The organism is uncultured Romboutsia sp. (assembly GCF_958366745.1).
Classification (GTDB): Bacteria; Bacillota; Clostridia; order Peptostreptococcales; family Peptostreptococcaceae; genus Romboutsia; species Romboutsia timonensis.
This window is the reverse complement of sequence record NZ_CATXCO010000031.1, coordinates 1-16,166: the sequence shown is the minus strand read 5'-3', so window position 1 is coordinate 16,166 and position 16,166 is coordinate 1. Positions and strand designations below refer to the sequence as shown.

At 28.8% G+C, this 16,166-nt stretch carries 15 protein-coding genes; 4 read left to right on the top strand and 11 right to left on the bottom strand.

The features are described from left to right. Positions 1-286 precede the first annotated feature (286 nt). Positions 287-1,657 (bottom strand): hypothetical protein, encoded by a 1,371-nt coding sequence (locus Q5F54_RS04050; RefSeq protein ID WP_302333990.1) that lies wholly within the window; start codon positions 1,655-1,657, stop codon positions 287-289. A 237-nt stretch (positions 1,658-1,894) separates the two neighbouring features. On the opposite strand from Q5F54_RS04050, the gene Q5F54_RS04045 reads away from it, so the two are divergent. After that, positions 1,895-2,683 carry a threonine/serine exporter family protein gene (locus tag Q5F54_RS04045; RefSeq protein ID WP_288523584.1) on the top strand — a complete coding sequence of 263 codons (789 nt, stop codon included), beginning with the start codon at positions 1,895-1,897 and terminating at the stop codon, positions 2,681-2,683. Continuing rightward, positions 2,683-3,144, top strand: coding sequence for a threonine/serine exporter family protein (locus Q5F54_RS04040; protein ID WP_277233018.1), 462 nt, complete (start codon positions 2,683-2,685; stop codon positions 3,142-3,144). Before Q5F54_RS04045 ends, Q5F54_RS04040 begins: the two co-directional genes overlap by 1 nt. A gap of 173 nt (positions 3,145-3,317) precedes the next feature. On the opposite strand, the gene Q5F54_RS04035 is transcribed toward Q5F54_RS04040, so the two are convergent. Together Q5F54_RS04035 and Q5F54_RS04030 are read right to left on the bottom strand one after the other, a co-directional pair. Then, a complete protein-coding gene (locus tag Q5F54_RS04035) occupies positions 3,318-3,770 on the bottom strand; it encodes a SoxR reducing system RseC family protein (RefSeq protein WP_302333989.1) in 453 nt (150 codons plus the stop codon). A 12-nt stretch (positions 3,771-3,782) separates the two neighbouring features. Next, positions 3,783-4,043: a metal-sensitive transcriptional regulator gene (locus Q5F54_RS04030; protein WP_277233015.1), complete on the bottom strand. Its 261-nt coding sequence runs from the start codon at positions 4,041-4,043 to the stop codon at positions 3,783-3,785. A 367-nt stretch (positions 4,044-4,410) separates the two neighbouring features. Here Q5F54_RS04030 and Q5F54_RS04025 point away from each other — a divergent pair, with 367 nt between their 5' ends. After that, positions 4,411-4,659 carry a small, acid-soluble spore protein, alpha/beta type gene (locus tag Q5F54_RS04025; protein WP_288523582.1) on the top strand — a complete coding sequence of 83 codons (249 nt, stop codon included), beginning with the start codon at positions 4,411-4,413 and terminating at the stop codon, positions 4,657-4,659. Between the two features lie 123 nt (positions 4,660-4,782). Continuing rightward, complete coding sequence (locus Q5F54_RS04020) at positions 4,783-5,169, top strand: DUF2500 domain-containing protein (RefSeq protein WP_281538800.1); 387 nt, start codon at positions 4,783-4,785, stop codon at positions 5,167-5,169. 36 nt (positions 5,170-5,205) lie between these two features. Here Q5F54_RS04020 and aspS read toward each other — a convergent pair whose 3' ends face one another. The 8 genes from aspS to recJ form a co-directional block, all read right to left on the bottom strand. Then, on the bottom strand, positions 5,206-6,996 hold the full coding sequence (gene aspS, locus Q5F54_RS04015) for an aspartate--tRNA ligase (protein WP_288523580.1): 1,791 nt from the start codon (positions 6,994-6,996) through the stop codon (positions 5,206-5,208). 214 nt (positions 6,997-7,210) lie between these two features. Beyond that, positions 7,211-8,473, bottom strand: a complete 1,263-nt coding sequence (gene hisS / locus Q5F54_RS04010) for a histidine--tRNA ligase (RefSeq protein ID WP_302169144.1) — start codon at positions 8,471-8,473, stop codon at positions 7,211-7,213. Then, positions 8,463-9,935 (bottom strand): coproporphyrinogen dehydrogenase HemZ, encoded by a 1,473-nt coding sequence (hemZ, locus tag Q5F54_RS04005; RefSeq protein ID WP_302333988.1) that lies wholly within the window; start codon positions 9,933-9,935, stop codon positions 8,463-8,465. The genes hisS and hemZ overlap by 11 nt, the downstream gene beginning before the upstream one ends. 14 nt (positions 9,936-9,949) lie before the next feature. After that, positions 9,950-10,564 (bottom strand): MBL fold metallo-hydrolase, encoded by a 615-nt coding sequence (locus Q5F54_RS04000; RefSeq protein WP_071119491.1) that lies wholly within the window; start codon positions 10,562-10,564, stop codon positions 9,950-9,952. Positions 10,565-10,576: 12 nt separating this feature from the next. Then, positions 10,577-11,026 carry a D-aminoacyl-tRNA deacylase gene (gene dtd / locus Q5F54_RS03995; RefSeq protein ID WP_071119490.1) on the bottom strand — a complete coding sequence of 150 codons (450 nt, stop codon included), beginning with the start codon at positions 11,024-11,026 and terminating at the stop codon, positions 10,577-10,579. Positions 11,027-11,035: 9 nt separating this feature from the next. Then, entirely contained in the window at positions 11,036-13,246 is a 2,211-nt protein-coding gene (locus tag Q5F54_RS03990) for a bifunctional (p)ppGpp synthetase/guanosine-3',5'-bis(diphosphate) 3'-pyrophosphohydrolase (protein WP_281538803.1), read from the bottom strand. Positions 13,247-13,316: 70 nt separating this feature from the next. After that, on the bottom strand, positions 13,317-13,829 hold the full coding sequence (locus tag Q5F54_RS03985) for an adenine phosphoribosyltransferase (RefSeq protein ID WP_071119488.1): 513 nt from the start codon (positions 13,827-13,829) through the stop codon (positions 13,317-13,319). 411 nt (positions 13,830-14,240) lie between these two features. Continuing rightward, positions 14,241-16,007, bottom strand: a complete 1,767-nt coding sequence (gene recJ / locus Q5F54_RS03980) for a single-stranded-DNA-specific exonuclease RecJ (protein ID WP_288525406.1) — start codon at positions 16,005-16,007, stop codon at positions 14,241-14,243. Between the last annotated feature and the right edge of the window lie 159 nt (positions 16,008-16,166).

Here is a 16,166-nt window from a genome sequence, read left to right as displayed (position 1 = left end):
GTTAGTTTCAATTCTATAAATTAACCTACTGTTTAATTTTCAAAGTTCATTTTTTTGTTTTGCCCTTTTCTTAAGGACAAGTATAACTATACCACCTTCAAATAATTTGGTCAACACTTTTTTTACAATTTTTTTATATTTTTTGTTTTTTATACTTTTTTCCATTAATTATTATCCTCTATATTTATTTATATATATCCAAACTATAATAAAATTTCTAAATACCATATAAAATTTATATAAAAATAGAGTATCCTAAATAATAAGATACTCTATCTTTGTAAAGCTAAATAATAAACATGGCAACTATCGTCGTAACCACAAGTCCAACCATTACAGGTATAAGATTTCGTTTAGCTAAATCAACTGGTTTTACACCACATATAGCTGCTGCTGGTGCTAGTGCCCAAGGAACTATACATCCTCCACCTACCCATGTAGCTGCTATTTGACCTAAAGCTGATAAAACTCCCACATTTGCTCCTATAGCTGTTCCAAATACAGCTGCAGTTGATCCAGCTAAAGACATTCCAGAAAATGATGAACCATCAAGTCCTGTTATACCACCAACTACAGTCTCTATACTTGCAGCTGCAACTTTATTGAAAGGAACAGCTTCAGATAAAACTAGACCTATATCGCCTAAAAGTCCTTGAGATCCTTCAGCTAAAACATCTCCAAATACTGTTACTAAAGGCATATCACCCATATAGAAAAATGCCGCTATTGGTATTATTACTGCAAATATTTTTATACCAAATACAAATCCTCCCACTAGTTGATCTGTAACTTTATCAAGTGTTGTTTTAGGATTGTTCATAAAGTTTATTACTATTAATAACATCAAAGCTGTTGCTCCAAGTAATCCAGTAGCATCTCCACCTTTAAGGTCAAATTTATACATAGCTATTATATCTAGTATAAATGATATTATAACTAACCATATAGATATCTTAGCTGCTAGAGAAACATCTTTCTTTTCCACTTCTTTTGTTTGTGCTATTTCACATTTTAAATCTCCATTTTTTAAATCTTTTCTTAACATATAAAAAGCTGTCCCTATAGTAACCACTGCCATTACAATATAAAGTATTATACCTTCGCTCATAACTTCAGTTACCTCTATACCAGCTGCTCCTGATGTTATAGAAGGTGCACCTTGTATTATAAAGTCAGTAGATAGTGCTATACCATGACCAAATAGATTTATAGCCATTGCAAGTCCTATCGCAGGAAGACCAGCTTTTATAGCTATTGGTAAAAATATAGCTCCTACAAGTGCAGTTGCTGGTGATGGCCAGAAAAACCAAGACATTATAAACATAAATATACCTGATATGAAAAATGCACTCGTAGAGTTTTTAACTACTTTAGAGATTGGACCTACCATAAAATCGATGGCTTTATTCTCTTCTAATGCCTTTGATAGTGCGACCATAATACCTATAATTATAATTACTGGACCTAATTCATTTAATGCTACACTTAACGCTGAGAATATCGCTCCTAGTGCCCCTATTAGGTCTCTAGTATAATAAAGGCCTAACGCAAATATACCTAATATACACGGTATTACACTTTCTTTTTTCATAATCATAGTTATTAATACAACTACCATGAATAAAATGTAGATGTAATGTGCTCCTGTTAGTACCAATTTTATTCCCCCTTAAATTTATGATATTAATAATTATATGTACTTTAATTAAACTTGTTCCTAACTTAAATTTTATATAAATCTAGTAAATATATTGGCTTTTACAGTATATCTTGTAGCTACTTGCTAATAAAAATTACTCATTTTAGGCAAAATAAATTATAATTTATCGTATTTTTAAATAATAATAGAGAAATATTTGATATAATCTTTATATATTTTTATAGGAGGTTTTTTATGAATAGTGAATTCAATACAGATTATAAAAAAGACATCCTTAGACTAGCATTATTTATAGGAGAACTCATGCTATCTAATGGTGCAGAAACTTACCGTGTAGAAGATAGTATACTTAGAATTTGTAAATCAAGAGGTTTTAATCACATAAATGTCTTTACATCGCCTACTGTAATAATAATATCTGATGATAGATTCGATGGATTAACTTTTATGAAAACAATTAAATCTAGATCTATAGATTTAAATAAAATCTCATTGCTTAATAATTTTTCTAGAGAGTTTGTTAGTAATACAGACCTAACAGTAAATGATGCTATGGCCAAGTTAAAGGATATAATTCAATCTAGCAGCTACTCTTCAAAACTAATATATTTTTGCACAGGAATTGGTTCTGCATTTTTTGCAGGACTTTTAGGCGGGAATAATTTAGCAACGTTCCTATGTACTTTTATAACTTCAATATTTGCAGTAATACTTTACAATAAAATTATGAAACTAAGTTCAATACCTGCTTTCTCAAGTCTATTAGCATCTACATTCATAGCTATAGTCGGAGTTTTACTTAGCCACATTGGAATTCTTGATACTCCAAGAATGTTAATAGTTGGTTCTATTATGCCACTACTTCCAGGGGTATCATTTATAAAAGGTATTAGAGATTTAATTTCTGGAGACTTAATTTCTGGTGTTGCTCGTGCATTTGATGCAGGTATGACAGCTATAGCAATTGCTTGTGGAGTTGGTTTAATATTAGATTTATGGGTTAGATTAGGAGGTGTATTCTAATGACAGATATGCCAGTTTACATGCATTTTTTATACTCAACCATTGCTACTATTGGATTCTCAGTATTTTTCAACGTACCTAAATCCGCCCTTATACCAGCAGGTCTAACTGGTGGTATTGGTTGGAGTATTTATTATTGCTTAATCAATGCTACAAATAACGATATATTAGCAAACTTTTTAGCTGCTGCTTTAGTTGCCTTGATAAGTGAAATTCTAGCTAGAAAATTAAAATATCCTGCAATATTATTTGTAATACCTGGTATTATACCTTTAGTTCCAGGGCTTGGAATGTACAATACAATGCTTTATTTAGTTCAATCAAATTATGAACTTGCTGTAGCTAAAGGAGCGAATGTATTATTTGTGGGTGGAGCAATATCCCTTGGAGTTTTAGTTGTTACATCATTATCTAGAACTTTAAACATAGTTTCATTAGCTAAAATTCATAAAAACAAGTAAACTTAGTTAAAATATCAATATAATAATCTTAAAATACAAATGGAGTATATTAATATATAATTTATTAGATAATTGCAATGTATATATGTTTTATCTATATTGCTTCATCTAAATACTTATATATATTTATATACTCCATGTTTATATTTTCCAAATATCTTGTTATTTTTATTTTATAAATTTATTTCACTCCCGCTACTTGCAATTATTCTTATAACTATAGGTATATATTCTTTACTCTCTCTAAACTTCTTGTCATTTTTCTTTAATATTAAAAATGATAGAGTAGTAAATATTAGTCCTGCTCCACCACTTATAATCTCTACATTATTTGTGATATTTATTGCTTTTAAGCCATAGAAAGTACCTACAGTTCCTAAAAGTAATGCTAATAAAGGTATTGTGTAAGCTATAAATGCTGCTTTTAATACATTTACAGTTTCCATATTAACTTCTACTCTATCCCCTACTTTAGCACCTATAGTGTTATCAGCCTCAACTATTATATATTTTTCTTCAGATGTAGTTGCACACTTACCACAAGATGCACATGCAAAGTGACGCTTTAACTTTAGTTTTGCAGTTACACTATCCACTATTTCAACAATATACCCCTGTTGATTCATTTTCAAATCCCCCTATTTTATAAATTTATCTATAGTTTTCATAAGCTCTTCTATCGATTCTTCGCTATTGTCTTCTTTTATACTATTTACCACACATCCCTTTATATGGTTTTCTAGTATTATAGATCCAACTTTATTTATAGCCGATCTTATTGCTGATATTTGAGTTAATATATCTATACAATATCTTTCTTCATCTACCATTTTTTGTATACCTTTAACTTGTCCTTCTATTCTATTTAATCTTTTTATAAGCATATCCTTATCTTGCATTTTACACCTCTTATATTATTTATGATTAACTATATTTATAATAATCTTACATATACATTGAAATTTTATTCTTTATTACCATTTATTATACCTTATTTTGTTAGCTCTTACAATTTTGCTTAAGTCCGTTTTATTTTAACCGTAAATAAAGCCTATTATAATCTATTAAGATATCATTTTAAACCTTATGTTTTTGAACAAAAGATGAATTCGTAGCATGAGTAAGAATATATCGTTAATGAGTGAAGTATTTAGCCAATATGTCAATCAATCTAAGTAAATTTTTTATTTTATTCTAAGTTTTATGTTATAACTTCTTTATTTTGAGTTAATGATATTTATATATGAAAATTTAAGGAGGAGTAATATGGATTTACAAAGTAAAAATAATGCTAGAGAAGCTTTAAATAATCTTAAGATGGAAATATCTTCTGAATTAGGATATTACTATAATATGAGAACTGACAAAATAGAAGGTTTAGCTCCACAGGGTACTTTAGATGGAATGGCTGAAAATATAAAAGCAGGTGTTGAAGTCGGTGGAATGACTAGTAGAAAACTTGTTGAAATGGGTGAAAAAGCTTTAGTAGATAAATATAATAATACTATTGAATAAACTATCTCATTTTTCTAAAAATCTATAAAAATAAATATAAATATTATAACTGTAATCCAATTGTTACCATATATCCTCATATTATATATATTATTAATATAATATGATACAGGGAGGATATTTATGGATTTATATGGGTATGAAACTGGATTTGATATGTTTTCTATAATGTTTTTTATAGTATTTGCATTGATTGTAGGTACAATTATAATAAACGCAATAAAAGGTATTTCAGAATGGTCTAATAATAACAAACAACCAATATTAGATATTAACTGCAAAGTTGTTTCAAAAAGAATTAGTGTTTCACATACTAACTCACATACAGATTCTAGTGGTGTTCATCATGGTAGTTCTAGTCACACTTCATATTATGTTACTTTTGAATTTGAAAGTAAAGATCGAACGGAGTTTCGTGTTAATGGAAAAGAATATGGTATGATTGCAGAAGGTGACTATGGTAAACTTAAGTTTCAAGGAACTAGATTTCTTGAATTTAATAGAATTTAGTAAAAAAGTACCTCAATCTGAGGTACTTTTTATATATTACTCTTTATCTTCTAGCTCTACTCTTATACTTAATTCTTTAAGTTGTTCTTCATCTGCTACTGCTGGAGCATTTGTCATTGGACAAACTGCACTTTGATTTTTAGGGAATGCTATAACATCTTTTATGTTATTAGTTCCAGCAAGTATCATTATTAATCTATCCATACCAAATGCTATTCCTGCATGAGGAGGAGTTCCATATTTAAATGCATCTAATAAGAATCCGAATTTTTCGTAAGCTTCTTCTTCAGAAAGTCCTAATGCACTAAACATTCTCTTTTGAACGTCAGAATTGAATATTCTAACACTTCCTCCACCTACTTCGTATCCATTTATAACTATATCGTAAGCCTTAGCTCTTAAAGATGCCTTATCTCCGCTCTCTAATTTATCTAAGTCTTCATCTACTGGAGATGTGAATGGGTGGTGCTTAGCTATAAATCTTCCTGTTTCTTCATCTTCTTCAAATAATGGGAATTCAGTTACCCATAACATTTTGTAAACACTGTTATCTAATAAGTCAAGTCTTCTTGCAACTTCAAGTCTAACTTGTCCTAATGCATCAAATACTACTGAATCCTTGTCAGCAACAAATAATAATAAGTCGCCTTCTTTAGCATTCATTTTATCAAGTATTGCAGTCATTTCTTCTTCAGTGAAGAATTTAGCTATTGGTGAAGTAACTTCTCTGTTTGCTCCAACTTTCATCCAAGCAAGACCTTTAGCTTTGTAAGTCTTTGCGTGGTCTTCTAATTTACCTATTTGCTTTTTAGTAAATTCTTCTGCTTTACCTTCTACATTTATACCTCTAACGCTCATACCTTTTTTAGTAGCATTTGCAAATACTCCAAATCCACAGTTAGCAACTATATCAGATATGTTAATTAATTCGTATCCAAATCTAGTGTCAGGCTTATCTGAACCGTATCTTTCCATAGCTTCAGCATAAGGCATAACTGGAAGTGGTAATGTAACTTCTACATTTAATACTTCCTTAAATATTCTTTGTATCATTTTTTCCATTATAGCTCTTACGTCTTCTTCTTCAACAAATGACATTTCGCAGTCTATTTGAGTAAACTCTGGTTGACGGTCAGCTCTTAAGTCTTCATCTCTGAAACACTTAACTATTTGGAAGTATCTATCCATACCACTTACCATTAATAATTGTTTGAATAATTGTGGTGATTGTGGTAATGCATAGAACTTACCCTCATTAACTCTACTTGGTACTAAGTAATCTCTAGCACCTTCTGGAGTTGGTTTTATTAAGAATGGAGTTTCTATTTCACAGAAATTATTTTCAGTTAAGTAATTTCTAACTATACCAGCAACCCTACTTCTTAACATTAAATTCTTTTGCATAGATGGTTTTCTTAAATCTAAGTATCTATATTTTAATCTTAACTCTTCTGAAACGTTATCGTCATCTTTTATATATATTGGTGGTGTTTCTGATTTATTTAATACTTTTAATTCAGTAGCAAATACTTCGATATCTCCAGTTGGCATGTTAGGGTTTTTAGATGATCTTTCTGCAACTTTCCCCTTAACTGCAACAACGTATTCTGAACCTAATTTTTCAGCCTTAGCAAAAGCTTCTGCATTTACATCAGTATCGAATATTATTTGACATAATCCACTTCTATCTCTTAGGTCAACGAATACTAATCCCCCTAAGTTTCTTTTCTTTTGTACCCATCCCATAAGTACAACTTCTTCATTTATATTGCTTTCTCTTAAGTCCCCACAGTAATGAGTTCTCTTTAAGCCATTTAGAGTTTCCATTGCTTATCCTCCAAGTATTTATTTTAACTATAAATAGTTATTTTTATATTAAGTATAATTATATGTATAAAGCTTTTAAAGCTTCTCTATAAACATATTAATAATATTATCACTAATATATTTAACTTGTCTAGCAAACAGAATATGACTTAAGTTTATATATTTAAATTAAATCATATTCTGAATTTATCAAATTAAACTATATTTGTATTAATTACATTCTAGACTTTAACTCTTGAACTATTTCACTTAATTTTATAGTTGTTTGTTCTGATGTTGACATATTTTTTAATGTAGCAGTGTCATTAGCTAATTCATCATCACCTATAACTATAGTGAATTTAGCATTTATTTTATCAGAATACTTAAATTGAGCCTTTACACTTCTATCTAAGTGGTCATTTTCTGCACTTATGTGATTTGTTCTTAAATCCTTAAGTAATTTAAAGCTCTTAGTTTTCGCTTCATCACCTATTGTTACTATAAATATATCAGTAGCATAAGGATTTTCTATTTCTATATTATTATTTTCCATAGTTAATAATAATCTTTCTGCACCTAATCCAAATCCTATACCACTAACTCCTTTAGGTCCTCCTAATTGTTCAACAAGTCCGTCGTATCTTCCACCACCACAAACTGTACTTTGAGATCCTATATCATTTGATATTATTTCAAATGCAGTTTTCTTGTAGTAGTCAAGACCTCTAACTATTGTTTTATCAACTACAAAGTTTATATCCATTTCTTTTAAATATGTTTGTAATTTTTCAAAGTGATCTTTACAATCATCACATATATGATCAACCATAAAAGGTATATCATTTAAGTTTTCCTTACAAGTAGGATTTTTACAGTCTATAACTCTCATTGGATTTTTATCTTTTCTTTCTAAACATGTTTCACATAACACATCTGATTTTTTATCAAGATATTCTTTTAATCTAGCATTATACTCTGCTCTACAAGTAGGACATCCAACAGAGTTTATACTTACTGCTAAATCTTTAAGTCCAACTTCAGTAAAGAATTGTACAGCTAAAGCTATAACTTCTGCATCTAATGATGGCTTGTCACTTCCTAATGCTTCTATTCCAAATTGATGGAATTGTCTTTGTCTTCCTGCTTGAGGTCTTTCATATCTAAAGCAAGGCGTTATGTAGAATAATTTTGTAGGTTGAGTATCAGCATATAATTTATTTTCTATAAATGCTCTAACTACACCTGCTGTTCCTTCTGGCTTTAAAGTTATATCTCTTCCACCTTTATCTGTAAATGAGTACATTTCTTTTTGTACTATATCTGTAGTATCCCCTACACTTCTTTTAAATAATTCTGTATGTTCAAATACTGGTGTTCTCATCTCTTCATAACCAAATAATGAACATATTTCTCTAAATTTATTTTCAACATAATTCCATTTATATGCATCTTTTGGAGTTATGTCCTTTGTTCCTCTTGGAGCTTTAGTTAACATTTTGATATATTTCCTTTCTCTTTCTTTCTATCATTTCATCAACTCTATCTATATATTGCTCAACGTTCTTTACGTTTTCAACTCTTTCAATTCTATCTTCATCAACATATACAAATTTAGATATAGATCCTGCACCTAATGCATAGTTACTTTGCTTTTCTTCCATGATTTGAATATTATATATACATTCATATCCTTCTTTTGCATATCCTATATTTTCTAAGTTTCCTAGCATATGTTTTTGACGATACATATAATATGGGTTAAGTCCCATTTCCTTTGCATATTCCATAGATAAATCTATCATTTTTATCATTTCTTCGTATCTTGTAAGTTCGTAATTTTCTATATCTTCTTTTAATTTAGATGCTCTTTTAACTGCTAAGGTATGTACAGTTAAACTTTCAGGATTAAGCTTTTTAATTTCTTCTAATGTATTTCTAACCATTTCTAAGTCTTCATCTACAAGGCCTAGTATAAGGTCCATATTTATATTATCAAATCCTATTTCTCTAGCCATATTGAAACAATCAACTATATCACTAACACTATGAGCACGTCCTATTTTTTCTAAAGTTTCATCATTCATAGTTTGAGGATTTATACTTATTCTACTTACATTATGCTTTTTAAGAACTTCCAACTTACCTCTAGTTATAGAATCTGGTCTTCCTGCCTCTACAGTAAATTCCTTTATCTTACTTAAATCTAGCTCTTTATATAAAGCAGTTATTAAAATATCTAACTCTTCTTTTTCTAAGGCTGTTGGAGTTCCTCCACCAATGTATAGAGTTTCAATTTCTTTATTTGTATCTTTTAGTATTTTTGCCATTCCCTTAACTTCTTCTATAAGCTTTTGTACATATTCCATTCTTAAGTGTCCAAATTGCTTTAATGGGTTAGCTGGGAATGAACAGTAATAACATCTTGTAGGACAAAATGGTATTCCAATATATAAAGATATTTTATTTTCATCAATTGGATAAATAAAAGGTCTTTCTCGTTTTGCAATCTCTAAAGCTAAATCTATTTTTTCATCCATTATAAGATAATTTTCTTTTAGATTTTGACTTATATATTCATCACTCATACCTTTGTCTAGTAAGTTATGAACTATCTTAACAGGTCTTATTCCCGTAAGTATGCCCCATGGTACATAAGTATTAAACTTCTTTTTTAATACGTTAAACATACTTCTTTTTATCATTTCTTTAGTACGCTTTTTTAGTTCTTGTTCACTTAAACCATCAATTTTTATATTTTCAGATGACTCAAATCTAAGTTCATAATTTTCATAGTACTTACTTGTTGATATTAAAGTATTGTTGTACTCTAAAAGAGTATTTTCTAATACCATACCAAAACTTTTATTTTCTACAAATTGAAAATCCGAAGTAAATAATTTTATAAGTTCTGCAACTTCATACTTAAAATCATGATTTTTTAATATTACGTTTAACATTTTAATGTCTCCTTTTACATATAAGGATTACTCATCTTTTCTATACCAAGTGTTGAACTTGGCCCATGACCAGGATGTATTTTTACTTTGTTTTCAAATTTAGCTAATTTCTTTAAAGATTTCTCAATTTGCTTATAGTCTCCACTATAAAAATCCGTTCTTCCTATACTTCCTGCAAACAGAGTATCTCCTGTAAACATATCGTCATTAACTCTTATACACATACTTCCTTTTGTATGTCCTGGCGTATGAATAAAACTTAATTTTAAATTTCCAAGTTCTAATTTATCTTTGTCATTAACATATACATCAGCATTTAATTCTTGTGGGCCACAATGCATAGAATAACTTAGGTTTTTTCTATTATCATTTAATAATTCTTTTTCATCACTATGTGCTACTATGGTAGCATTAGTTTTAGATTTTATATAATTAACTGCTCCTATATGGTCTCCATGTCCATGAGTCAGTAGTATATATTCTAACTCTAAAGAGTTTTTCTTTAGATAAGTAAGTATTTTGTCACTAGCTCCACCTGGGTCTACAACTGCACACTTTTTAGTTTCTTCATCTATTAATATATACATATTTTCTCCAAAGTATGGTTCAACTATCTTATCTATTATCATAATTGTACCTCCTTAAAAATCTCTATTTGATTCAAGTAATATAGTAACTGGCCCATCATTAGTTAAATCAACCATCATATGTGCACCAAACTGTCCTGTTTTAGTTACTATACCTTCTTTCCTTGCTTTTTCTATGAATTCCTCATATAATTTTGTTGCAACTTCTGGTCTTGCTGCACTAGAAAAGCTAGGTCTTCTACCTTTTCTACAATCACCATATAAAGTAAATTGAGATACTACTAAAAGTTCTCCACCAACATCTTTTAATGATAAATTCATCTTTTCATTTTCATCTTCAAATATTCTTAAGTTAAGTACCTTATCTATTATATAATCTACATCTTTAGATGTATCTTCATGAGTTACACCTAGTAAAACAAGTAACCCTTTATTTATCTCCCCAGTAACTTCTCCATCTACTGTAACTTTTGAAGAAGATACTCTCTGAACAACTGCTCTCATAATAACCTCCTAGTTAATTACCCTATAAATATTTTCAACACCAGGAATTGATTTTATTTTTTTCATCAGTGTATTTAACGCGTCTATATTATTAACTTCAACTAATAAGTTTACACTTACTACATTATCTTTTCCTTTTTTTGCACTTATACCATTTAAAGAAACTTTATCCATAGCGATTATGTGAGTTATATCATTTATTATTCCTCTTCTATCAACCGCTTTTATTTGTATTTCAGCTTCAAATTTACTAGCTTCAGAATTACTCCAAGCTACATCTACTAATCTATTTTTAAAGAAATCTCCATTAACATTTGCATTAGGACAATCTGCTCTATGTATAGCAACTCCTCTTCCTTTAGTTACATAACCTATAATCTCATCACCAGGAAGTGGATTACAACATTTAGCAAATCTTATAAGTATATTATCTAATCTTTTTACTACAATTCCTTGTGAATTATTTTTCTTTCTTTTTTGTTTATATTCCGCATCACTTATGCTGTGTTTTTCAATATCATTTATTTCTTCTTTTTGTTCTTTTTGAACTTTTTTAACTTCTTTTTCATATAAATCCCTTATTTTAGGAACTACATGCGCTGGCATTATTCCACCATATCCAATAGTAGCTATTAAATCTTCTACTGTTGGTTGGTTAAATTTCTTAGTCATTTGTTGCATGTATTTTTCTATATTGGAATCCTTTAATGGTATATGGTATTTTTTAAATTCTTTTTCAAGTATTTCCGTTCCTCTTTGAATATTTTCTTCTCTTCTTTCTTTTTTGAACCATTGTCTAATTCTACTTTTAGCATTAGGTGTCTTAACAATATTTATCCAGTCCCTACTTGGTCCATTAGAGTTTGAAGATGTTAATATTTCAACTATATTACCATTTTGAAGTTTATAATCTAGAGGTACTATTCTTCCATCTATCTTTGCACCAACACATTTATTCCCTACATTTGTATGCACTCTGTATGCAAAATCTATTGGCGTTGACTCTGCTGGAAGTTCTACAACATCCCCCTTAGGAGTAAATACATATACTTGACTACTGAATACATCTTCTTTAAGTGCATCCATAAACTCTTGTGGGTCTTTTAAGTCTTTTTCCCATTCCATCATTTGTCTTAACCACTGAAGTTTACCTTCTATATTGCTTTGCTTTTGACTTGTATTTCCTTCTTTATATTTCCAGTGTGCCGCTATTCCGTACTCAGCTATAGTGTGCATTTCTTTAGTTCTTATTTGTATCTCTAAAGGCTCACCATCTGGACCTATGACTGTGGTGTGTAAACTTTGATACATATTTGGCTTTGGCATAGCTATATAATCTTTAAATCTACCTGGCATAGGAGTCCATAGCGTATGTATCATACCAAGAACTGCATAGCAATCTTTTACAGTGTCAACAATTATTCTAACTGCCATTAAATCATATATATCTTGGAAGTTCTTATGTTTATCTTGCATTTTTTTATATATACTATAAAAATGCTTTGGTCTTCCATATACATTACACTTAATATTTACCTCTTCAAATGATTTGTTTAATATATTAAGTACATTTTCAATATAAGCTTCTCTTTGACTTCTTTTTTTAGCAACTCTCTCAACTAAATCATAATATCCTTCAGGATCTATATATCTTAAAGCTAAATCTTCAAGTTCCCATTTAATCATAGATATTCCTAATCTATTAGCTATTCCACCATATATCTCAAGTGTTTCTATGGCTTTAGATTTAGCTTTTTCTGGAGGCATATATTTTAAAGTTCTCATATTATGCAGTCTATCTGCTAATTTTATAAGTATAACTCTTATATCTTTTGCCATAGCAAGAAACATTTTTCTTAAGTTTTCCGCTTGTGTTTCCTCTTTTGACTGATATTTTATTTGTCCAAGCTTTGTTACTCCATCTACTAAATCAGCTATTTCTTTAGAAAATTCTCTTTCTATATCTTCATATGTATATTCAGTATCTTCCACTACGTCATGAAGTAAACCTGCAATTATAGTTTCTATATCTAATTCCATATCACATAGAATATTTGCTACTGCTACAGGATGTATAAAATAAGGTTCTCCTGATTTTCTAAATTGTCCATCATGTGCTTTTTTTCCAAAGTAATAAGCCTTTTCAACTAAACTAACATCTACATCATTTGCATATTTCTTTATTTTTTCTATAAGCTCTTGAATTTCCTTATCTTGCATAATACCACCTATCTCAAGTATAAATTTATATATTAAAATAGTTGGCTATATACCAACTATTTTTAAAGTACTAGTACTTTATTAAAGAATTTACTTCGTATTGAGATAATTTCTCTCTTCCTTTTAGGTCTTCTAATTCTATTAAGAATTGCATAGAAACCACTTCTCCACCTAATTGTTCTATTAGTTTTGCTGCAGCTTCCATAGTTCCTCCTGTAGCTAATAAATCATCTACTATAGCTACTCTTTGTCCTGGTTTTATTGCATCTTTGTGTATTTGTAATGTATCACTACCGTACTCTAATCCATAGCTATAGCTTATAGTTTCTGATGGAAGTTTTCCTGGCTTTCTAACCGGAACAAATCCAACACCTAATCCATAAGCAACTGGAGTTCCCATTAAGAATCCTCTAGCTTCTGGCCCTACTATTACATCTACATTTTTGTCTTTTAATTCATTTATAAATGCATCTATTGTGTACTTGAAAGTTTCTCCATCTTGCATTAATGTTGTTATGTCTTTAAAGTTTATTCCTTCTTTTGGGAAGTTTTCAATTTCTCTTATTGCTTTTTTTAAGTCCATGATGACCCTCCTAATAGCTTTTAATGTTCTATTTTTATGATTATTAGATATTAAATTTTAATTTTTATCTATTTTATTAACTTTAATTGTTCAATTTATAATTAGTTATATTTCCTATTTATAAATAATGTTACTTTTTATAATATTTAATTTACATGTATGTAAAAAATAATATACGAATATTTTTTACTATTTTTTAAATAATCGTTAATAATAATATTATTATATCTTCTTAATCATTTTTTATCAATATTTGGTGAAAATATAACTTTTACCAAGCATCGTTTTTTTCCGAACCTTCATTATAGTTTATTATTAATTAGTTGTCTATAGCTATTACTTTATATTTCTTTAGGTTATCCATTTATTTCATTTACTATTAATTTTTTGATAATTTATATTTATATTTTACTATCTAATACCATTAACTACAATTTGTATGCTCTTATTTCCATTCCATTCATTTATAGATGGATAGAATGTAAAATCCATAGGTATATTATTGTTGGATTTATTATATAAGTTATCTAATTCTTCATTACCATACTTTTCTATAATCTTACTCTCAAAATTTTCTAAGTCATTAAATATCATAGCATCTATAGTAATATTATTATTTGTTAAAAGCTTTAACTTTAAAACATTCTTGTCTTTTCCAAGTAACATAGCCTTCGTAATTTTTGCATCTCTAACACCAAATACCGGTTTAGAATTACCTTTACCAAATGGCTCTAATACATTTAATTCTTCAATAAGATGTAAATTTAAATATTCTAGAGGAAGAGATGAATCTATCATTATCTTTCTAGTCAAATCTTCATCTGTTAATTCACATTTATTATTTAAAGCTATTCTTAATTCATCAACCTTATCTTCTTGTAATGACAATCCAGCTGCCATAGGGTGTCCACCAAACTTATCAAGTAATTCTTTACAAGCTAATAATCCTTCAAACATATTATATTCTTCTATAGATCTTGCTGATCCCTTTACACCTTCTTCTGACTTTGTAAGTATTATAGTTGGCTTATTGTACTGTTCTTTTACTCTACCTGCAACTATACCCGCAAGACTTTCATGTATATCAGGTATATATACAACTAATATCTTATCATTATTAATATCTGTACTATCAATTATGTTAATAGCTCTATCTACGCCTTCTTTTGTCATATTCTTTCTTGCATCATTTAAATCTACTATTTCTTGTGCTAGATTCTTAGCCTCTTCATCATCTTCCATTAATAATAATTCTAAACCTTTTTTAGCAGAATCAAGTCTTCCAGATGCATTTAAACATGGACCTATTACAAATCCTAAGTGATATGCTGTAATTTCTTTATCTTCTAAGCCGCATGCTTTTTTAAGTGCATTTATACCAATATTTTTGCTGTTATTTAGCATTTCTAATCCATTTTTTACAAATATTCTATTTTCATCTATTAAGTCAACTACATCACAAACTGTTGCTATAGCTACAAATTCAATTAATTTATAACACTCTTCCTTATCCATTCCTATCTCTTCATATAATGCTTCCATTAATTTAAAAGCAACACCTGCACCACATATACTTTTAAATTTATATTCACACTCTATTTGTTTTGGATTTATTATTGCATCCGCCTGCGAAGATAAAAATGTTCTTACTCCATCTTCTTCTATAAATGGAACATCGTGATGATCCGTAACTATTACTGTTAATCCTAAATCTTTAGCATATTGTATTTGATCTATAGCTGAAATTCCATTATCGCAAGTTATTATAGTATCTACGCCCTCATCATAAGCTACCTTTACTATATTTTCATTTATACCGTATCCATCTTTGATTCTATCAGGTATTTCATAATCTACATTTGCACCACACTTTTTAAGTGCCGTATATAGTATAAAAACACTGATTATTCCATCTACATCATAGTCACCTATAATCCTAATTTTTTTATTTTCTTGTATTTTTCTTTTTATAATATCTACTGCAATAACTACATCTTTCATAGTTTTAGGTGAATGTAAATATTTATATACAGGATTTATATAACTATTTATTATATTCTCATCAATTATATCTCTATTTACCATCAATTTACAAAGTAACTGACTTATTTTATATTTTTCTGACATAGCTTTTAAGTCGACTTTTCTATTTCTAAGTAACCATTTTTCATTACTCATTTTTCTCCTCCATTTTCCACTGCATGTCATATACTATCTTATTAAGCTTTAATATATATTTTTATAATTATAAATTTACTTATTATTTTCTATATTGGCTTCTAAAAATTTTAATAATTAATAATATTCCTATTATAAATGATATAGAGAAACCTGTAA